Below are 19,482 nucleotides of genomic sequence, written 5' to 3' on the forward strand. Positions count from 1 at the left end.
ATCCTTAACAACTTCAACCACTTGCGCTTTCGATCTCTCGTCAGCGGGAGGCGAATTCTACAGCGTTACTCGCTGCTGTCAACACCTCTTTTTCAACTTCCTTTCGGCTTCGATGACCTGAAGCAACTTGCTGCCGAAAACTGCGTAACTCTTTGTTTATCAAGGAGTTTTCCGTTTCGACTGCACCGGAAGTGGGGCGAATTATAGACATCTATAATCTGCCGTCAAGCACTGATTTTGCTCTTCTATCAATAACTTGCTCAAAGCGCCAAAACGCCAGGTTTGAAGCCTATATAGAGAAGCAAAAGCGCTTCTCTATATAGGAGGGAGAAATCAAAGCACGCCAGACGCCTTGAGCGCAGACACCGAGCCAGCATCCAGCCCCAAGACCCGATGCAGTACCTCCAGCGTATGCTCACCCAGCAAAGGCGGTGCAAACCGGTACTCCACTGGGGTTTCAGATAGACGAATAGGGCTCGCCACCTGAGGCACCATTCCCGCCAGCGCATGCGGCAGCTCGATGGCCAACCCGCGCGCCTTGACCTGAGGATCGGCAAACATCTGCGCCAGGTCATTGATAGGCCCGCATGGCACGCCCGCCTGCTCCAGCTGCGCCACCCATTCAGCGGTGGTCTTGAATACCGTTGCCTGGCGGATGAGCGGAATCAGCACCGCGCGGTTCGCCACCCGCACCTTGTTGGTGGCAAAGCGCGGATCATCCGCCCACTGCGGCTGCCCGGCCACTTCCGCGAACTTGCGGAACTGCCCGTCGTTCCCGACGGTAAGGATGAAATCGCCATCCGCCGTAGGAAAGTCCTGATAGGGCACAATGTTCGGATGAGCATTACCCAAGCGTTTAGGCGCATTGCCTGTCGTCAGGTAGTTCATGGCCTGGTTGGCCAGACAGGCCACCTGCACGTCCAGCAGCGCCATGTCGATATGCTGACCACCGCCGTCGTGATCCCGATGCGCCAGCGCAGCCAGGATCGCCACAGTCGAGTACAGCCCGGTCAGGATGTCCGTCAGCGCCACACCAACCTTCACCGGCCCCGCACCTTCCTCGCCTTCAGGTCGCCCCGTGAGGCTCATGAGACCGCCCAGCCCCTGGATCATGAAGTCATAACCCGCACGCTTGGCGTAAGGACCGGTCTGGCCAAACCCGGTGATCGAGCAATAGATCAGGTCCGGATTGATCGCCTTCAGCGACTCATAGTCCAGGCCATAGGCCGCCAAGCCGCCAACCTTGAAGTTTTCGATCAGGATGTCCGACTTCGCCGCCAGCTCACGCACCAGCTTCTGCCCTTCGGGGCGAGTGAAGTCGATGGTGACCGATTGCTTGTTGCGATTGGCCGACAGGTAATAGGCGGCCTCGCTGGTGTTTTCCCCATAAGCGTCTTTAAGGAACGGTGGCCCCCAGGCGCGCGTGTCATCACCGTTACCGGGGCGCTCTACCTTGATCACTTCGGCGCCGAGGTCGGCCAGGATCTGCCCGGCCCAAGGCCCAGCCAGCACCCGCGATAAATCCAGTACCCGTAGATGCGATAGCGCGCCCATGGACGTCCTCCTGTTAATAGAACGCCTGGATGCCGGTTTGCGCACGACCGAGGATCAGCGCGTGGACGTCATGAGTACCTTCATAGGTATTCACCACTTCCAGGTTCACCAGGTGGCGAGCAACGCCGAACTCATCGGAGATGCCATTGCCGCCCAACATATCGCGAGCCATGCGCGCGATGTCCAGGGACTTGCCGCAAGAGTTGCGCTTCATCATCGAAGTGATTTCGACCGCCGCAGTGCCCTCATCCTTCATACGACCCAGACGCAGGCAGCCTTGCAGCGCCATGGTGATTTCGGTCTGCATGTCGGCCAGTTTCTTCTGGATCAACTGAGTGGCTGCCAATGGACGGCCGAACTGTTGACGATCCAGGGTGTACTGGCGAGCGGTATGCCAGCAGAACTCGGCTGCACCCAGTGCGCCCCAGGAAATGCCGTACCGCGCCGAGTTGAGGCAGGTGAAAGGACCTTTCAGGCCACGGACATCCGGGAAGATGTTCTCTTCCGGCACGAACACGTTGTCCATCACGATTTCACCAGTGATCGATGCCCGCAGGCCGACCTTGCCGTGAATCGCCGGAGCGCTCAGGCCTTTCCAGCCTTTCTCCAGAACGAAGCCGCGGATGTCGCCGGCATCGTCCTTGCCCCAGACCACGAACACGTCGGCAATCGGGCTGTTGGTGATCCACATCTTGCTGCCAGTGAGGCTGTAGCCGCCTTCCACTTTGCGCGCACGAGTGATCATCGCACCCGGGTCAGAACCGTGGTTAGGCTCGGTCAGGCCGAAGCAGCCGATCCACTCGCCCGAGGCCAGTTTCGGCAGGTACTTCTGCTTCTGCGCTTCGGTACCGAACTCATTGATCGGCACCATTACCAGCGAGGACTGAACGCTCATCATCGACCGATAACCGGAGTCGATACGCTCGACTTCACGGGCGATCAGGCCATAGCTGACGTAGTTCAGGCCGCTGCCACCGTACTGCTCAGGAATGGTTGCGCCCAACAGACCCACTTCGCCCATTTCGCGGAAGATCGCCGGGTCGGTCTTCTCATGGCGGAAAGCTTCAAGAATGCGCGGCGCCAGGCTCTGCTGAGCGAACTGCGCAGCCGTGTCGCGAATCATGCGTTCTTCTTCAGTGAGCTGTTGATCCAGCAGCAGGGGATCGATCCAGTTGAAGCTAGCTTTACCGCCCATGAGTGTGTCCTCTCGAATCGGGTCAAATAACGTGGACTGATCCTAGGCCTGGATCGGCGCTACGGCAAACGAGGATTTCGCATACTGTTGTGCTAATTTCTCACTCCGAAACGTCGTAAAAGAGCTTTTATGCGATGCATTAGTGAGGTTGACGTACATGCGCAGGAAGATACCCAGCACCACCGCCCTGATCAGCTTCGAGGCCGCAGCGCGCCATGAAAGCTTCACCAAGGCCGCCCAGGAACTTTCGCTGACCCAGGGGGCGATTTGCCGACAGATCGCCAGCCTTGAGGAGTTCCTCAGCGTAGAACTGTTCCGACGTTCGCGGCGTGGAGTGAAGCTGACGGAGGCCGGACTTTCCTACAGCCGCCGGGTCGCCACTCAACTGGATGCGGTTGAGCGCGACACCCTATCCGTGATGGGCCAGCAGGGCACCAACGTAATCGAATTGGCCGTGGTTCCGACCTTCGGTACCCAATGGCTGCTGCCACGACTCAAGGACTTCCAGCAGAAGCACCCGGAAGTGACGGTCAACCTGACCAACCGCACACGCCCGTTCCTGTTCGCCGACACTGATTTCGATGCCGCGATCTACTTCGGCGACGCGGATTGGTCGGGTACAGAATCCCACAGGCTGATGGGTGAAAATCCGATGCCCGTTTGCAGCCCCAACCTGCTCGCAAACAAGACCAGCCTCACGCCCGGCGAAATCGCCGATTTGCCCCTGCTGCAACAAACCACCCGCCCTTATGCCTGGCGCCAGTGGTTCGATTCCCAACACCTGAATGTCCCGCGAGACATGACAGGCCCCCGCTACGAGCTATTCTCCATGCTCGCCCAGGCGGCCATGCATGACATGGGCATTGCCCTGATTCCGCCGTTCCTGATTCAAAGGGAGTTGAAAGAAAAACGCCTGGTGATCGCCAACCCGCAAGCACTGTCCAGCATCAAGGCTTATTACCTGATGATTCCTGAGCGAAAGGTCGAATCCGCGTCTTTAAGGGCATTTCGTGACTGGCTGGTGAACCAGGCGCACAGCTACAGCCTAGAGGAGTAAAGGCTCTCCAACGTTACTTAACCCCGTAGTCAGCAAAAACAAAGCCCTACAGATATACGTATTTGTCGCATGACAGCAAACTGTATCGAAAAGTCGTACAAACGTCCCACAAGCGCCTGATCACGCGGCTTTGCGCCACTATTTCGAGGCGATGCCGCATCATTCATACGGCCGATGTGTAAATTCTTCAGTTTCGGCCAGAATCCTTGTAAAGCACGGTCTGCAAGGGATTGAGCCGGGTGGTTGCGACATTCGGTCACGGGGTGACTTGTAGTTAATTTTCCGTCACCCGTCATAATCCCTTGAAGGGCACAAAGTTCGCCTGCAAAATGCCGCGCCCCGCCCTGATTTGGCGGGATCGTGCTGATCGGCCGCCCCAGCCGCACCATCCGTAGTGCATGGGTTTACTCAATAAGATCACGCAGGAGATTTGACGTGCACATTGGTGTTCCTCTCGAAACCCAGACCGGTGAAACACGGGTTGCTGCAACCCCGGAAACCATCAAGAAGCTGATCAGCCAGGGTCATAAGGTCACTGTACAAAGCGGCGCCGGCGTGAATGCCAGCGTTGTCGACAGTGCCTATGAAGCGGCAGGCGCAACCATTGGCAGCGCCAATGATGCGTTTGGAGCAGAGCTGATTTTGAAGGTGGTCGCCCCCAGCGACAGCGAGCTGACGCTGATTAAAAGCGGCACCGTTGTGGTGGGTATGCTCAATCCGTTCAACAACGAAACCATCGCCAAGATGGCCGAGTGCGGCATTACCGCCTTCGCCCTGGAGGCTGCGCCACGTACCTCCCGCGCCCAAAGCCTGGATGTGCTGTCGTCGCAAGCCAACATTGCCGGTTACAAGGCTGTCTTGCTGGCCGCTCACCATTACCCTCGTTTCATGCCGATGTTGATGACGGCTGCGGGCACCGTGAAAGCGGCGCGCGTGCTGATCCTGGGTGCCGGTGTGGCCGGATTGCAGGCCATTGCTACGGCAAAACGCCTGGGTGCGGTGATCGAAGCCTCTGACGTGCGTCCTGCGGTGAAAGAGCAGATCGAATCCCTCGGCGCGAAGTTCGTCGACGTGCCTTACGAGACCGACGAAGAGCGTGAATGCGCCGTTGGTGTCGGGGGCTACGCCCGGCCGATGCCAGCCAGTTGGATGCAGCGCCAGGCCGCGGCCGTGCACGAGCGCGCCAAGCAGGCTGACATCGTAATCACCACAGCGCTGATTCCCGGCCGCAAGGCACCGACGCTGCTCAGCGCGGAAACCGTGGCACAGATGAAACCGGGTTCGGTGGTCATCGACCTCGCGGCCGCCCAGGGCGGTAACTGCCCGCTGACCGTGGCCGATCAGGTGGTCGTCGAAAACGGCGTGACCATCGTTGGCCCGACCAACCTGGCGGGCGCAGTGGCGGCCGATGCTTCGGCGCTGTACGCACGCAACCTGCTGGACTTCATGAAACTGTTGTTCGATAAAGAAGGACAACTGGTGATCAACCTTGAAGACGATATCGTCGCCGCGTGCCTGATGTGCCGCGACGGCCAGATCGTGCGCAAGAACGGCTGAGGATAAAAACAATGGAAGACATGCTGATCTCTCACGGTATCTACAACCTGATCATCTTCGTGCTGGCCATCTATGTCGGCTACCACGTGGTCTGGAACGTAACACCTGCACTGCACACGCCACTGATGGCTGTTACCAACGCCATCTCGGCCATCGTGATCGTCGGCGCCATGCTCGCCGCCGCCCTCACTGTGACCCCGCTGGGCAAGACCATGGGCACCCTGGCCGTGGCCCTGGCCGCCGTCAACGTGTTTGGTGGCTTCCTGGTCACCCGGCGCATGCTGGAAATGTTCAAGAAGAAAGCGGCCCCGGCAAAAGCTCCGGCCGCCAAGGCCGAAGCAGTCAAGGCTGAGGTGCAGCAAGCATGAGCATGAACCTGGTTACTTCCCTGTATTTGATCGCCTCGGTTTGCTTCATCCAGGCGCTCAAGGGCCTTTCGCATCCCACCACGTCGCGTCGCGGTAATCTGTTCGGCATGCTCGGCATGGGCCTGGCGATACTCACCACGGTCGGCCTGATCTACAAGCTCGGTGCCGAACTGGCCCAGGACGGTATCGTCTACGTGATCGTCGGCCTGCTGATCGGCGGCACTGCCGGTTCGATCATGGCCAAACGCGTTGAAATGACCAAGATGCCCGAACTGGTCGCCTTCATGCACAGCATGATCGGCCTGGCCGCGGTGTTCATCGCCATTGCGGCAGTCGTCGAGCCGCAGTCGCTGGGTATCGTTGCGCAACTGGGTGACGCGATCCCGGCCGGTAACCGCCTGGAGCTGTTCCTCGGTGCCGCCATTGGTGCGATCACCTTCTCCGGTTCGGTAATCGCCTTCGGCAAGCTGTCGGGCAAGTACAAGTTCCGCCTGTTCCAGGGCGCACCGGTACAGTTCACCGGTCAACACAAACTGAACCTGCTGCTCGGCGTGGCCACTCTGGGCCTGGGCATCACCTTCATGTTGACCGGCGACCTCAGCGCCTTCGCCTTGATGCTGGCCCTGGCCTTCATCATGGGTGTGCTGATCATCATCCCGATCGGTGGCGCGGACATGCCAGTGGTCGTGTCGATGCTCAACAGCTACTCCGGCTGGGCAGCGGCAGGTATCGGCTTCTCGCTGAACAACTCGATGCTGATCATCGCGGGTTCGCTGGTAGGTTCGTCCGGTGCGATCCTCTCGTACATCATGTGCAAGGCGATGAACCGCTCCTTCTTTAATGTACTGCTCGGCGGTTTCGGCAATACAGCCGACGCAGGTCCGGCAGGCGCCAAGGAAGCCCGTCCGGTGAAATCCGGTTCGGCTGACGACGCGACTTTCCTGCTGACCAACGCCGACACCGTGATCATCGTTCCGGGCTATGGCCTGGCGGTAGCACGGGCGCAGCATGCGTTGAAGGAACTGACCGAGAAGCTGACCCATCGCGGCGTGACCGTGAAGTACGCGATCCACCCGGTTGCCGGTCGCATGCCGGGCCACATGAACGTGTTGCTGGCGGAGGCCGAAGTGCCTTACGACCAGGTGTTCGAGATGGAAGACATCAACTCCGAGTTCGGTCAGGCCGACGTGGTGCTGGTGTTGGGCGCCAACGACGTGGTCAACCCGGCCGCGAAGAACGATCCGAAATCGCCGATTGCCGGCATGCCGATCCTCGAAGCGTTCAAGGCCAAGACCATCATCGTCAACAAGCGTTCGATGGCCAGCGGCTATGCCGGCCTGGACAACGAACTGTTCTACCTGGACAAAACCATGATGGTGTTCGGTGACGCCAAAAAGGTCATCGAAGACATGGTAAAAGCCGTCGACTAATCCTCTGCGGCACACAGAACGCCCCGACTCGTCGGGGCGTTTTTGTTTGCGCAAATCGTCGGACAAACTATTCTTTTGTTACCGATCCGGTAACGGTGTTTTGCTTGAAAGGCCCGGAATAGACACCTCGATTGCGACCTTGGTAGCGGGACAGAAGCCGGCGCAATTCACTAGACTGCACGTCCTGCTACCTGTTGCCCGAGATAACAATCCATGTACCGTGACCGTATTCGCCTGCCTTCGTTGTTGGACAAAGTGATGAGTGCTGCTGACGCTGCCGCCCTGATTGAAGACGGCATGACCGTCGGCATGAGTGGCTTCACTCGCGCCGGCGAGGCCAAGGCCGTTCCTCAGGCGCTGGCCGAGCGCGCCAAGGTCACGCCGTTGAAAATCAGCCTCATGACTGGCGCAAGCCTGGGCAACGACCTTGACAAGCAGTTGACCGAAGCTGGCGTGCTGTCGCGACGCATGCCGTTTCAGGTCGACAGCACCCTGCGCAAGGCGATCAACGCCGGTGAAGTCATGTTCATCGACCAGCACTTGTCGGAAACCGTGGAGCAATTGCGCAACCAGCAATTGAAACTACCGGACATCGCCGTGATTGAAGCCGTTGCGATCACCGAGCAAGGGCATATCGTGCCAACCACTTCGGTAGGCAACTCGGCCAGCTTTGCGATTTTCGCCAAGCACGTGATCGTCGAGATCAACATGGCGCACAATCCGAACCTCGAAGGTCTGCACGACATCTATATCCCGACCTATCGCCCGACCCGCACTCCGATTCCATTGGTCAGAGTCGACGACCGCATTGGCAGCACCGCCATCCCGATTCCGGCGGAAAAGATCGTCGCCATCGTGGTCACCAACCAGGCTGACTCACCCTCCACGGTGCTGGCGCCAGACGCTGAGACCCAAGCCATTGCCGACCACCTGATCGACTTCTTCAAACAGGAAGTGGCTGCCGGACGCATGACCAACAAGCTCGGTCCACTACAGGCCGGTATCGGCACCATCGCCAATTCGGTGATGTGTGGCTTGATCGACTCGCCGTTCGAAGACCTGACGATGTATTCCGAGGTGCTGCAGGACTCGACTTTCGACCTGATCGACGCCGGCAAACTGAGCTTTGCTTCGGGCAGCTCGATCACCCTGTCGAGCCGGCGCAACGCCGATGTGTTCGGCAACCTGGAGCGTTATAAGGACAAGCTGGTCCTGCGCCCGCAGGAAATCTCCAACCACCCTGAAGTCGTGCGCCGCCTCGGCATCATCGGCATCAACACGGCGCTGGAGTTCGACATCTACGGCAATGTCAACTCCACTCACGTCTGCGGCACCCGGATGATGAACGGCATCGGTGGCTCGGGCGACTTCGCGCGCAACGCGCACCTGTCCGTGTTCGTGACCAAGTCGATCGCCAAGGGCGGCGCGATCTCCAGCGTGGTGCCGATGGTCAGCCATGTCGACCATACCGAACATGACGTCGACATCCTCGTGACCGAAGTGGGCCTGGCAGACTTGCGAGGCCTGGCGCCCCGGGAGCGTGCCCGGATCATCATCGACAAGTGCGTGCACCCGGATTACCGCCAGGCGCTGAATGATTACTTCACTGCTGCGTGCGCCATCGGCGGACATACCCCGCACATCCTGCGTGACGCACTCAGTTGGCACATAAACCTGGAAGAAACCGGGCACATGCTGAAGAAGTAATTGCTACAGATAGCAGCTGGCGCAAACACAGTTTCGCCAGCTTGCGCTTGCCACCCTCGCAATATGAAAAAAACTGTACTGCTGTACTGGTCATTTCCTACGGAAAATTCCTGCCTAGTCGGGGTAAAACAGCATTTTTGCACTCAAACAGTGCAGACAAGTACAGTTGCCTCAATTTTGACCAGTACACCCCCTATAAACAGTTAACTGAGCTCTCACAATACAGATGAACTGTATCTACAGAGACTAGGCAAACAAGAGGATCATGGGCACCAGTTAAACCACTACCTAATCCCGCCACAAGCGGAAGGATGACCACCATGGAACGTACACTCAGTTCCGATCTGTTCTTCGAAGACACTGCTGCAAAAACCCAGGCTTCCCTGCCTCTGCGCGTTATCGCCAACCTGATGTTGTGGCAGCGCCGCATTACCAGCCGCCATCAACTGGCTCGCCTGGATTCGCGTCTGCTGGCTGACGCCGGGATTAGCGAAGCACAACGCTACGAAGAGCTGAGCAAGCCGTTCTGGCGCTAAGTTAGCGTCGCTGGCTCTGACCTTAAGGTCCACCGCCAGCAACCCGAATTGAAAAAACAGAACCCGTCGTGGGCAACTACGACGGGTTTTGTCATTTTGGCCTGTCAAACCCGGTCTTACAGAAGAGAAACCTGAGCACCAGTACAGTTTGCAAAAAGTACAAACTGCATGAGTACAATATTGCCTCAGTGTGTCTGTAGTGGATATTCGACGGGTGTCAGCATGGAGCCCTCCACTTATCAGGACAGGGATCGTGCCATGAAGAACGTACTGGATTTTTCCATTCCCTCGGTTCAATCGAAACCTTGCCAGCAGAGGCTTCGAGGGCTGCTGAAGGGGCTCTGCGCTGGCCTGGAAAGGGCGAGAACGCGACGTTTGCTGGCTCAACTCGATGATCGCCAGCTATCGGATCTGGGTATCAGCCACGCCGACCGCAGCCATGAATTGGATAAACCGTTCTGGCGCTGACTTCCTGCGTGCAGGGCCGGGACTGTTCGAACCGACACAGACAGGCCTAATATCACTTCAGAACGTGGCGAACGCCGAGTGCCTGGCGTCAGACTTTGCAGACACTGCGCCATATTTCAAATGGTCTACCAAAAGGAGTTACCCCATGTCCCGTCTTCGCCTGCTTAGCGCCGCGGCCCTGTTTGCCGTGGCTGCCAGTGCCCAAGCCACCAGCTTCATCGTGACCACGGATGCTGTGGTCAACGCGCTCAAGGCCACTTCCGATGCGACTACCAACATCGTTTCGTCGTCGTTCAAGGATGACAAGATCGTCCTCGCCGCCCGTGACGACGCTGCCAGCTTCGTCGCCAGCGAAGGCTCCATCCGCGGTGTGAAGCTGGAAAGCGCCCTCGATCACATTCGCCATAAGGCGCCGCAACTGAGTGCAACAGACGCACAACTGGCTCAGGCGATCCTGACCATCTAAACGGCGGTACAGACATGGGGCACGCCCGGCGTGCCCCAATGTTTCGGCACTGGCTCTAGACCGGCCCTTGCGCTAGCCTTGGGACTCACTTTCAACTGTCGAGTCTCATGCGTTTTCTTACCCGCTTCCTGATCACTCCAGTCTTTCTCACCCTGGGTTACTGCGCATCAGCCCACGCTTATGACGCCTTCAACCTGTCCACCCAGGGCACCGTCGCCAGTGGTTACGCCACAAGCCTCGTGACCTCCGCTCCCTTCGACCATAAACTATTGCTCGCCGCCCACGATGACGCCGCGGCATTCATTGCCAGTGACGGCCAACTGAGAGGCGCACGACTGGAGTCGGCCCTTCGGTATCTGCGCCAGACCCAGGCAAAACTTCATGCCAGCGACCTTGAACTGGCGCAAGCAATTCTCGTCCAATAGTTATCCCTGCTTTTCTGGAGTTCGATCCATGCGTAACCCGCTGATTGCTGCCATCCTCGGCCTGCTGCTGTTGGCCGATGTGGCCCAGGCACATACTCTGGTTGCCACCAGTAACATCCTGATCCGTGCGACCCAGCGCACCCTCGATTTCACCTCCGACACCACCACGTCCATTCGCGATTCGAAAATCGTGCGCGAAGCCCAGGACGACGCCGCCAGTTTCGTCGCCAGCGATGGCGACATTCGTGGCGCTCACCTGGAGTCCGCTTTCAACTTGCTGCGCACCCGCGTGCCGGAAGCGCGCGACGCCAGCGATCAGGATCTCGCCGAAGCCATCCTCGCACTGTGAGGTGTGCACGCGCCTGGCTGCTGACCGGGGCCCTGTTGCTGCTCGGCAACACGGCCCACGCAGGCCTTCAGTTACAACTCAAGACCGAAGGTCTGACGCCCGCGCAACAGCAAGCCAGCCAGGCGTTGCTTGATGAAGCGATGCAGGCGCTGCCGCCACGCTTCATCGAGCACCTGGACCGACGTATCGTGGTCGGCTGGACCGATGACATGCCGCGCAATGCCTACGGCCAGGCATCGCTGGTGTCCGAGCTCGATCTGAACCGCAACCTGCTGGCCGGCCTCACCGATGGCAGCGCCGCGAGCAAAAAAACCCATCGCCCCCATGGCACCGTGCGCCGGGAAATGCTGGCCACTGTGTTGCACGAGCTGACTCACATCTACGACCGTTCGCGCCTGTGGCCGGATGACGAGCGCAAGCTGATTCAGCGCTGCACCCGGCGCAACAACAGCTCAGGGCTGGTCGGCATACCCGACCAATGTCGGGGCCAGTCCGATCGGCGCTTTACCCTCAGCGATGATCCGCGCCTGCTCGACCTGGCCGGCTGGCAGCAATACGTAGGCCGTCGGGGTGAACGCGAACAGCACAATCGCCAGATCGCCCGCAGTCCGGATATCTACGAGACCAGCAGTCCCAAGGAATTCGTCGCGGTCAACATGGAGTATTTCCTCCTCGACCCGAGCTACGCCTGCCGCCGTCCCGCACTGTATCGCTACTACAAAGAGCATTTCGGCTGGGCGCCCGCCGCCAGTGACACCTGCAGCAAAACCGTTGCGTTCCTCAATGCCGGCAACGACTTCGCGAAGACACCGCTGGGGCAGGTCGATCCGGAGCGGGTCTATGCCGTTGACTATTTGCTGGCCGAGGCTAACCAGAACCTGTTCAGCCGCTGGGGCCACAGCATGCTGCGTCTGGTGATCTGCGCGCCGGGCCGCCCCCGTGGCCCGGATTGCCGACTGGACCTGGACCAGCACCTGGTGCTGTCGTATCGCGCCTTCGTCGGCGACGTACAGTTGTCGAGCTGGGATGGCCTGGTCGGCAAATACCCGTCGCGGCTGTTTATCCTGCCGCTGTCCCAGGTCATTGACGAATACACCAAGACCGAACTGCGCAGCCTGGCCTCCGTCCCCCTGAACCTGTCGCACACAGAGATTGAAGACGTGGTGGAACGTGCCGCCGAGATGCACTGGAGCTACGACGGCAACTATTTCTTCCTGTCGAACAACTGCGCAGTGGAAGAACTGAAATTGCTGCGTGGCGGCACCAATAACCCGAAATTGGTAGGGCTCGACAACATCATGCCCAACGGTTTGCTGGAAGTGCTCAAAGGTCGAGGGCTGGCGGACACCAGTGTGCTGGACGATCCGCGGGAGGCCTTGCGCCTGGGTTATCGTTTCGATTCCTTCCGCGAACGCTATCAGGCGATGTTCGAAATCCTGAAAAAGCACTTGCCGGTCAAACAGGAAACCGTCGAAGACTGGCTGGACTTGAAAGCCGCGGATCGTCGGCAATGGTTCGAGCAGGCGGACCTGCGCACCAGCGCGGCGTTGCTCCTGCTGGAACAGGCCAGTTTCCGTCAGCAGTTGCTGCTGGCTCAGGATGAAGTGAAGCAGCGCTATCTGGGCGCCCGGGAACTGCAGAATGGCGGCATGGACAAGGCCAACGAGACGCTCAAGGACATTCTCGCCAACAGTGGCTTCCTCAGCCGTCCGGCGGAACTGCTGGGCACTAACGGCTATGGCTTGCCACAGCCGAGCGAGTGGGAGCATCTGGAATCGGAAAGCAGCCAGCGCCAGAAGCAGCTTCTGGCGCTGTCCGGGGACTTGGACAAGGAAGTGAGAGCGTTGCTCGAACCGGGTCGCGCCGCCGAAATGGCCGCCAACGAAGCCAACGTGAAGCAGATTGGCGAGCATTTGCGCAAATTGCACAAGGCAGCAGGCGGCATAGAGTTGCCTTGACCCGCAACCTGTGGGAGCGAGCTTGCTCGCGATGAGGGCTGCACATCCAGCATTGATGTCGGCTGACACGCCGCTATCGTCGGATCGCCGCCCGGAGCAAGCTCGCTCCCACAAGGTTTACAGCGTTTTGCTGTTCAGTCTCTTAATCAGGAACGTTGCCTTCAGCTGACGCGGGCCTTACGCACGCCTTCGGCCAATGCCGAGCACAGGCTCAGCACACCATCCACGGCTTGTTCCGGGGACGTGGCATTGGCGATGTGATCGATCAACGCCGAACCCACCACCACACCATCAGCCAGGCGTGCAATGGACGCTGCCTGTTCCGGAGTCCGGATACCGAAACCGATGCTGATCGGCAGGTCGGTATGGCGGCGCAGACGGGCGACCGCTTCCTCGACGTGTTCCAGCGTGGCGGCGCCGGCGCCGGTCACACCGGCTACCGACACGTAGTAGACGAAACCGGAGCTGCCGTTAAGAACAGTCGGCAGGCGTACATCGTCGGTGGTTGGCGTGGTCAGGCGGATGAAGTCCAGGCCCGCAGCCTGCGCCGGGTCACACAGCTCGCCGTTATGCTCCGGCGGTAGGTCGACCACGATCAGGCCATCAACGCCGGCCTCTTTGGCTTCGGCAATGAAGCGCGGTACACCATACATGTGGATCGGGTTGAAGTACCCCATCAGCACCAGCGGCGTTTCGTTGTTGTCCTGGCGGAACTCGCGAACCATTTGCAGGGTTTTCGCCAGATTCTGCTTGGCACCCAACGCACGGATGTTGGCGAGCTGGATGGCCGGGCCGTCAGCCATCGGGTCGGTGAAGGGCATGCCCAGCTCGATCACGTCGGCGCCAGCCGCCGGCAAGCCCTTGAGGATGGCCAGGGAGGTGTCATAACCCGGGTCGCCAGCGGTCACGAAGGTCACCAGGGCGGCGCGGTTCTGTTCCTTGAGTTCGGCAAAACGCGTTTGCAGGCGGCTCATCAGTGTTTCTCCTGCTTGGATTGTTCCATGTGGTGCATCACGGTCTGCATGTCTTTGTCGCCACGGCCGGACAGGTTGACCACCATCAGGTGATCCTTTGGCAAGGTCGGTGCACGTTTGAATACTTCAGCCAGGGCATGGGCGCTTTCCAGGGCCGGGATGATCCCTTCCAGGCGGCAGCACTGGTGGAATGCAGCGAGGGCTTCGTCGTCGGTCACCGAGGTGTACTGGACGCGGCCAATGTCGTGCAACCAGGCGTGTTCCGGGCCGATGCCCGGGTAGTCGAGGCCGGCGGAGATCGAGTGGGCGTCGATGATCTGGCCATCGTCGTCCTGCAGCAGGAACGTGCGGTTGCCGTGCAGCACGCCTGGAACGCCGCCGTTCAGGCTGGCCGCATGCTTGCCGGTCTCGATGCCGTAACCGGCCGCTTCAACGCCGATGATCTCGACACTCTTGTCGTCCAGGAACGGATGGAACAGGCCCATGGCGTTGGAGCCACCGCCAATGCACGCCACCAGGCTGTCCGGCAGGCGACCTTCCTGGGCTTGCAACTGCTCGCGGGTTTCCTTGCCGATCACGGCCTGGAAGTCACGGACCATCGCCGGGTAAGGGTGCGGACCGGCCACAGTGCCGATCAGGTAGAAGGTGCTGTCGACATTGGTCACCCAGTCACGCAGGGCTTCGTTCATTGCATCCTTCAGCGTACCGGTGCCGGCGACCACCGGGATAACCTCGGCGCCCAGCAGCTTCATGCGGAACACGTTGGCCTGCTGGCGTTCGATGTCAGTGGTGCCCATGTAGATCACGCAATCCAGGCCGAAACGCGCAGCCACGGTGGCAGTGGCCACGCCGTGCATGCCGGCGCCGGTCTCGGCGATGATGCGCTTCTTGCCCATGCGTCGCGCCAGCAGGATCTGGCCGATGCAGTTGTTGATCTTGTGGGCGCCGGTGTGGTTCAGCTCTTCGCGCTTGAGGTAGATCTTCGCGCCGCCACAGAACTCGGTCAGACGCTCGGCGAAGTACAACGGGCTTGGACGTCCGACGTAGTCACGCTGGAAGTAGGCCAGTTCTTCCTTGAATGCAGGATCTTCCTTGGCCAACTCATATTCACGGGCCAGGTCGAGGATCAATGGCATCAGGGTTTCGGCGACGTAGCGGCCACCGAACGCGCCAAACAGGCCGTTGGCATCAGGGCCGTTGCGCAGATTAGTCTGGGTCATTTGGCGCTCCAGTTGAATGCGTGAAGTGATGCATAAAGAGATAGTGGGCTTCACTCTACCCCTGACGCCCCGGCCTGAAAACCGATAAGATCGCCACAACCTGTCAGGAAAACTCACAGATCCCATGAGCCATGACCTTCCTCCGCTGAATGCGCTTCGCGCCTTCGAAGCCACTGCCCGCTTGAACAGCGTCAGTCAGGCCGCCGAGCAGCTGCATGTCACCCATGGTGCGGTCAGCCGGCAGCTCAAGGTGCTTGAAGAACACCTCGGCGTCAGCCTGTTCATCAAGGACGGTCGCGGCCTGAAACTCACAGATGCCGGCTTACGCCTGCGTGACGCCAGCAGCGAAGCCTTCGAGCGCCTGCGCAACGTCTGCGCCGAACTCACACAAAGCACGGCCGACGCCCCGTTCGTGCTCGGTTGCTCGGGAAGCCTGTTGGCGCGCTGGTTTATCCCGCGACTGGGGAGACTCAATGCCGACCTGCCGGACTTGCGCCTGCACCTGTCGGCCGGAGAAGGCGATCTCGATCCCCGAAGACCGGGACTGGATGCCTTGCTGGTCTTTGCCGAGCCCCCCTGGCCGGCGGACATGCAGGTTTTCGAGCTGGCCAGCGAACGTATCGGTCCGGTCATGAGCCCTCGGTTCGCCGGCTATGAGCGGCTCAAGCAAGCGCCGGAAAGCGCACTGCTGAACGAACCCTTGCTGCACACCACCTCACGCCCGCAAGCCTGGCCAAACTGGGCGCAACAATGCGGCCTCGACGCCAGGGCATTGAAGTACGGTCAGGGATTCGAACATTTGTATTACTTGCTGGAAGCCGCCGTCGCGGGGCTGGGCGTGGCGATTGCCCCCGAACCCTTGGTGGCGGAGGACTTGAAGGCCGGCCGCCTGGTTGCGCCATGGGGCTTCAGTGAAACCCCGGCACAACTGGCGTTGTGGCTACCCAAGCGCGCCGCGGACGGGCGCGCCAGGCAACTGGCGCAGTGGCTGAAAAACGAGCTGCGCCGGGTAGATTAATCGCGCTTGCACAATAGATAAGCGGCCAGCAGGCCCAATGCGCCCACGGCGACACCGGCTGTAGTCCAGGGGTGCTCCTGGGCGTAGTCCCGGGTGGCAATCCCTGTTTCGCGGGTTTTGACCTTGACCTCTTCATAGGCGTCGGCAAGCAGATGGCGCGAGTGCTTCAAGGCATTCTCGGCGTTGCCTTTCAGGGTCTTGAGGGTTTTACGCGACTCGTCCGAGGCGTCGTCCTTCAGGTTTTCCAAAGACTTGAGCAGACTCTCGATCTCGGCTTCCATGCTTTGCAATGAGGCTTTGCGTAACGAGGTGTTGGCCATGGTGGCTCTCCTGCATTGGTGATGAGTGGCGTGTGTTGGTTGGGACTTCAGGGGTTCGAGAAAGTGCAGAAAATCTGAACTTCACTCTCAGTACGACCAACAGAAGAAATAGGAAAAATCACTGCTAGGCTGTAATTCACACGCCAAGGAGAACGCCATGTCTGACCATCACACCTACAAGAAAGTCGAGCTGGTTGGCTCGTCCACCAGCAGTATCGAGGATGCAATCAACAACGCCCTGACCGAAGCCAGCAAAAGCATCAAGTACATGGAATGGTTTGAAGTCACCGAGACCCGTGGGCACATCAGGGACGGCAAGGCCGCGCACTTTCAGGTGACCCTGAAAGTCGGATTCCGGATTGCCAGCAGCTGACTTTGGGCTAGTCTTCTGAACTTGCACGCCGGCCGAATGCCATAGGGAATGGCACAGCGCTGCATGAGTGCGTCCGGCTGACGGCTGGTTACCCCTATGATCCGACCAGGGAATGCAACCGATGAAGAAGTTTATGTTGGCGGTAGGTTTATTGAGCCTTGCGGGGACCGTATTGGCAGATGGTGGCAAGCCATGCGAAGAGCTGAAAGCCGAAATCGCAGCGAAACTTGATGCCAAGGGCGTTTCCGGTTATTCGCTGGAGATTGTCGATAAAGGTAGCGCCGCTGGCGGAAAAGTTGTTGGTAAATGCGAAAAGGGCGCCAAAGTGATCGTCTACAAAAAGTAGGCCGGTCCTCGCCCGATTGAAAAAGCCGACGCCCTGGCGCCGGCTTTTTCATGCCTGCCGTTTGAGTATCAGCCTCGCATGACCTGCGCCAGCAGCTCGTAGGAATGCACGCGATCCGAATGTTCGTACAGGTCACAGGTGAAAATCAGCTCGTCAGCCTGGGTCTGTTCGATCAGGACCTCGAGTTTGGCGCGGATTTTCTGTGGGCTGCCAATCATGGCCAGACCAAGAAAATCGTGCACAGCCTCTTTCTCATGGGGCAGCCACAGGCCGTCCATGGTCTTCACCGGTGGACGCTGTACCAGGCTTTGGCCGCGCATCAGGGCGAGAATCCGCTGGAACACCGAAGTCGCCAGGTAATCGGCCTGCTCATCGGTATCGGCCGCCACCAAAGGCACGCCGAGCATCACGTAGGGTTTATCCAAAACGGCTGAGGGCTTGAAGTGATTGCGGTAGACCCGAATCGCTTCATGCATGTAGCGCGGCGCGAAATGCGAAGCGAAGGCGTAAGGCAAACCGCGTTCACCGGCCAGTTGTGCACTGAACAGGCTCGACCCCAATAACCAGACCGGCACATGGGTCCCGGTTCCCGGCATGGCGATGATCCGTTGATCCGGGGTACGTGGCCCGAGGTAGCGCACCAGTTCCGCCACATCTTCCGGGAAGTCGTCGGCGCTGCCGGAGCGCTCGCGGCGCAAGGCACGTGCGGTCATCTGGTCGGAACCGGGTGCGCGCCCCAGGCCCAGATCAATCCGGCCCGGATACAGGCTTTCCAGGGTGCCGAACTGCTCGGCAATCACCAAGGGTGCGTGGTTGGGCAACATCACACCGCCCGAACCGACACGAATGGTCGACGTGCCACCGGCCAGATAACCGAGCAGAACCGAAGTCGCGGAGCTGGCGATGCCGTCCATGTTGTGGTGCTCAGCCACCCAGAAGCGGTTGTAACCGAACTTCTCGACATGCTGCGCCAGGTCCAGCGAATTGCGCAGCGACTGGGCCGCGCTGCCGTTCTCGCGCACCGGCACCAGATCGAGGGTTGAGAACTTGATATCGGACAGTCGTTTCATAAACCTGCTTCTCCAATTGAGGGCGCAGGTTTGTTCTTGCGAACGCAAACCTGCCGAATCCAAAAGCCTGTTCATGCAATGTGGGCATATACCCGAGTTTCAATAGCCCGGTAAAAAATCCCGCGAAAAAAGCAGATTGATCGGACGAAGTGAACTTTGCCCCTTCGTCTATCCTCACAACCCTGGCAACCGAAAATCCCACAGGCGCGACCTTTCGCGCCGACCTTCAGGAGGCAGGCATGGCTATCGTCAAGAAAGCATCGGCACATTGGGAAGGTGATCTGAAAACCGGCATCGGCTCGATTTCCACAGAAACCGGCGTGCTTCGGGAAGCCCCCTACGGCTTCAAGGCGCGCTTCGAAGGCGGCCGGGGCACCAACCCGGAAGAGTTGATCGGCGCTGCCCACGCCGGCTGTTTCTCCATGGCGTTCTCCATGATTCTCGGTGACGCCGGCCTGAAGGCCGATAGCATCGATACCCAGGCAGAAGTCACTCTGGATCAAGTGGACGGCGGTTTTGCGATCACCGCAGTGAAATTGATTCTGCAAGCGAAAATCCCCGGGGCAACCCAGGCGCAGTTCGAAGAACTCAGCAACAAGGCCAAAGAAGGCTGCCCGGTGTCCAAAGTGCTGAATGCCAAGATCAGCCTGGAGGCAACATTGGTCAGCTAGATCTTCATTTTTGCAAAGAAAAGATCGCAGCCTTGCGCAACTTGCCGGGATCATTCGGCAAGAGGTGTCCAAGGCTGCGATCTTTTTTGTGTGGTGACAGATTTGCCCGCTAATAATATGGTCGAATAAATGACAGCAGCGAAAACCTGTGAACAGGCGTGCTGCCTCAAAGGAGCTTCAACCATGAAACGTTTTACCCTGGCGGTTATCTGTTGCGCGCTGGCCACGTCGGCCCTCGCAGCACCGAAGCCCTGCGAAGAGCTCAAGGCCGAGATCGAAGCCAAGATCCAGGCCAGTGGCGTCACTTCCTACACGCTTGAAATCGTCACCAACGACGAAGTGCACGACCAGAACATGGTCGTTGGCTCGTGCGAAAACGGCACCAAAAAAATCATCTACCAGAAGAACGACCGCTGACAT

22 protein-coding genes are annotated in these 19,482 nt (G+C 59.3%); 16 read left to right on the forward strand and 6 right to left on the reverse strand.

Annotation, left to right across the window (positions count from 1 at the left end; all coding sequences use genetic code 11):
• Positions 1 to 333: 333 nt before the first annotated feature.
• A complete protein-coding gene (locus KW838_RS23375; protein ID WP_102701531.1) occupies positions 334 to 1,554 on the reverse strand; it encodes a CaiB/BaiF CoA-transferase family protein in 1,221 nt (406 codons plus the stop codon).
• 13 nt (positions 1,555 to 1,567) lie between these two features.
• Positions 1,568 to 2,749 (reverse strand): acyl-CoA dehydrogenase, encoded by a 1,182-nt coding sequence (locus KW838_RS23380; RefSeq protein ID WP_007969743.1) that lies wholly within the window; start codon positions 2,747 to 2,749, stop codon positions 1,568 to 1,570.
• A gap of 157 nt (positions 2,750 to 2,906) precedes the next feature.
• Between KW838_RS23380 and KW838_RS23385 the strand changes: the two genes are divergently transcribed.
• The 11 genes from KW838_RS23385 to KW838_RS23435 all read left to right on the forward strand — a co-directional run bounded on the left by KW838_RS23385 (position 2,907) and on the right by KW838_RS23435 (position 13,070).
• A complete protein-coding gene (locus KW838_RS23385; protein WP_104450438.1) occupies positions 2,907 to 3,806 on the forward strand; it encodes a LysR family transcriptional regulator in 900 nt (299 codons plus the stop codon).
• Between the two features lie 435 nt (positions 3,807 to 4,241).
• Positions 4,242 to 5,363: a Re/Si-specific NAD(P)(+) transhydrogenase subunit alpha gene (locus tag KW838_RS23390; RefSeq protein WP_102701533.1), complete on the forward strand. Its 1,122-nt coding sequence runs from the start codon at positions 4,242 to 4,244 to the stop codon at positions 5,361 to 5,363.
• 11 nt (positions 5,364 to 5,374) lie between these two features.
• Positions 5,375 to 5,731: an NAD(P) transhydrogenase subunit alpha gene (locus KW838_RS23395; RefSeq protein ID WP_007992881.1), complete on the forward strand. Its 357-nt coding sequence runs from the start codon at positions 5,375 to 5,377 to the stop codon at positions 5,729 to 5,731.
• Positions 5,728 to 7,161, forward strand: coding sequence for an NAD(P)(+) transhydrogenase (Re/Si-specific) subunit beta (locus tag KW838_RS23400; protein ID WP_095967830.1), 1,434 nt, complete (start codon positions 5,728 to 5,730; stop codon positions 7,159 to 7,161). Before KW838_RS23395 ends, KW838_RS23400 begins: the two co-directional genes overlap by 4 nt.
• Before the next feature lie 213 nt (positions 7,162 to 7,374).
• Complete coding sequence (locus KW838_RS23405; RefSeq protein ID WP_218503727.1) at positions 7,375 to 8,868, forward strand: acetyl-CoA hydrolase/transferase family protein; 1,494 nt, start codon at positions 7,375 to 7,377, stop codon at positions 8,866 to 8,868.
• Positions 8,869 to 9,188: 320 nt separating this feature from the next.
• The gene (locus tag KW838_RS23410) at positions 9,189 to 9,404 is read left to right on the forward strand and encodes a DUF1127 domain-containing protein (protein ID WP_007969750.1); all 216 of its coding nucleotides are present in this window, start codon (positions 9,189 to 9,191) and stop codon (positions 9,402 to 9,404) included.
• 258 nt (positions 9,405 to 9,662) lie between these two features.
• Positions 9,663 to 9,872 (forward strand): DUF1127 domain-containing protein, encoded by a 210-nt coding sequence (locus KW838_RS23415; protein WP_218503728.1) that lies wholly within the window; start codon positions 9,663 to 9,665, stop codon positions 9,870 to 9,872.
• A gap of 145 nt (positions 9,873 to 10,017) precedes the next feature.
• Positions 10,018 to 10,338, forward strand: coding sequence for a DUF2388 domain-containing protein (locus tag KW838_RS23420; protein ID WP_095967832.1), 321 nt, complete (start codon positions 10,018 to 10,020; stop codon positions 10,336 to 10,338).
• 107 nt (positions 10,339 to 10,445) lie between these two features.
• Positions 10,446 to 10,763 carry a DUF2388 domain-containing protein gene (locus KW838_RS23425; protein WP_102701536.1) on the forward strand — a complete coding sequence of 106 codons (318 nt, stop codon included), beginning with the start codon at positions 10,446 to 10,448 and terminating at the stop codon, positions 10,761 to 10,763.
• 28 nt (positions 10,764 to 10,791) lie between these two features.
• A complete protein-coding gene (locus KW838_RS23430; RefSeq protein WP_007969755.1) occupies positions 10,792 to 11,112 on the forward strand; it encodes a DUF2388 domain-containing protein in 321 nt (106 codons plus the stop codon).
• Positions 11,109 to 13,070, forward strand: a complete 1,962-nt coding sequence (locus tag KW838_RS23435) for a DUF4105 domain-containing protein (protein ID WP_218503729.1) — start codon at positions 11,109 to 11,111, stop codon at positions 13,068 to 13,070. Before KW838_RS23430 ends, KW838_RS23435 begins: the two co-directional genes overlap by 4 nt.
• Before the next feature lie 161 nt (positions 13,071 to 13,231).
• On the opposite strand, the gene trpA is transcribed toward KW838_RS23435, so the two are convergent.
• Both trpA and trpB read right to left on the reverse strand, forming a co-directional pair.
• Entirely contained in the window at positions 13,232 to 14,044 is an 813-nt protein-coding gene (gene trpA, locus KW838_RS23440) for a tryptophan synthase subunit alpha (RefSeq protein ID WP_015092933.1), read from the reverse strand.
• Entirely contained in the window at positions 14,044 to 15,264 is a 1,221-nt protein-coding gene (trpB, locus tag KW838_RS23445) for a tryptophan synthase subunit beta (protein WP_008002146.1), read from the reverse strand. The genes trpA and trpB overlap by 1 nt, the downstream gene beginning before the upstream one ends.
• A gap of 124 nt (positions 15,265 to 15,388) precedes the next feature.
• Between trpB and KW838_RS23450 the strand changes: the two genes are divergently transcribed.
• The gene (locus KW838_RS23450) at positions 15,389 to 16,282 is read left to right on the forward strand and encodes a LysR family transcriptional regulator (RefSeq protein WP_218503730.1); all 894 of its coding nucleotides are present in this window, start codon (positions 15,389 to 15,391) and stop codon (positions 16,280 to 16,282) included.
• Here KW838_RS23450 and KW838_RS23455 read toward each other — a convergent pair.
• Positions 16,279 to 16,602 (reverse strand): YqjD family protein, encoded by a 324-nt coding sequence (locus tag KW838_RS23455; protein WP_095967836.1) that lies wholly within the window; start codon positions 16,600 to 16,602, stop codon positions 16,279 to 16,281. The genes KW838_RS23450 and KW838_RS23455 overlap by 4 nt on opposite strands.
• A 157-nt stretch (positions 16,603 to 16,759) precedes the next feature.
• Here KW838_RS23455 and KW838_RS23460 point away from each other — a divergent pair, with 157 nt between their 5' ends.
• Both KW838_RS23460 and KW838_RS23465 read left to right on the forward strand, forming a co-directional pair.
• Complete coding sequence (locus KW838_RS23460; RefSeq protein WP_015092929.1) at positions 16,760 to 16,975, forward strand: dodecin; 216 nt, start codon at positions 16,760 to 16,762, stop codon at positions 16,973 to 16,975.
• A 121-nt stretch (positions 16,976 to 17,096) separates the two neighbouring features.
• Positions 17,097 to 17,321, forward strand: a complete 225-nt coding sequence (locus KW838_RS23465) for a DUF1161 domain-containing protein (RefSeq protein WP_102701539.1) — start codon at positions 17,097 to 17,099, stop codon at positions 17,319 to 17,321.
• A 68-nt stretch (positions 17,322 to 17,389) separates the two neighbouring features.
• Here KW838_RS23465 and KW838_RS23470 read toward each other — a convergent pair whose 3' ends face one another.
• On the reverse strand, positions 17,390 to 18,391 hold the full coding sequence (locus KW838_RS23470; RefSeq protein ID WP_095967837.1) for an LLM class flavin-dependent oxidoreductase: 1,002 nt from the start codon (positions 18,389 to 18,391) through the stop codon (positions 17,390 to 17,392).
• Positions 18,392 to 18,630: 239 nt separating this feature from the next.
• On the opposite strand from KW838_RS23470, the gene KW838_RS23475 reads away from it, so the two are divergent.
• Positions 18,631 to 19,062: an OsmC family protein gene (locus tag KW838_RS23475; protein WP_218503731.1), complete on the forward strand. Its 432-nt coding sequence runs from the start codon at positions 18,631 to 18,633 to the stop codon at positions 19,060 to 19,062.
• A 183-nt stretch (positions 19,063 to 19,245) separates the two neighbouring features.
• Positions 19,246 to 19,479, forward strand: a complete 234-nt coding sequence (locus KW838_RS23480) for a DUF1161 domain-containing protein (protein ID WP_116579879.1) — start codon at positions 19,246 to 19,248, stop codon at positions 19,477 to 19,479.
• Positions 19,480 to 19,482: the final 3 nt, after the last annotated feature.

This window comes from Pseudomonas sp. PDM27 (assembly GCF_019219205.1).
In the GTDB taxonomy this organism is placed as follows: Bacteria; Pseudomonadota; Gammaproteobacteria; order Pseudomonadales; family Pseudomonadaceae; genus Aquipseudomonas; species Aquipseudomonas laurylsulfatiphila.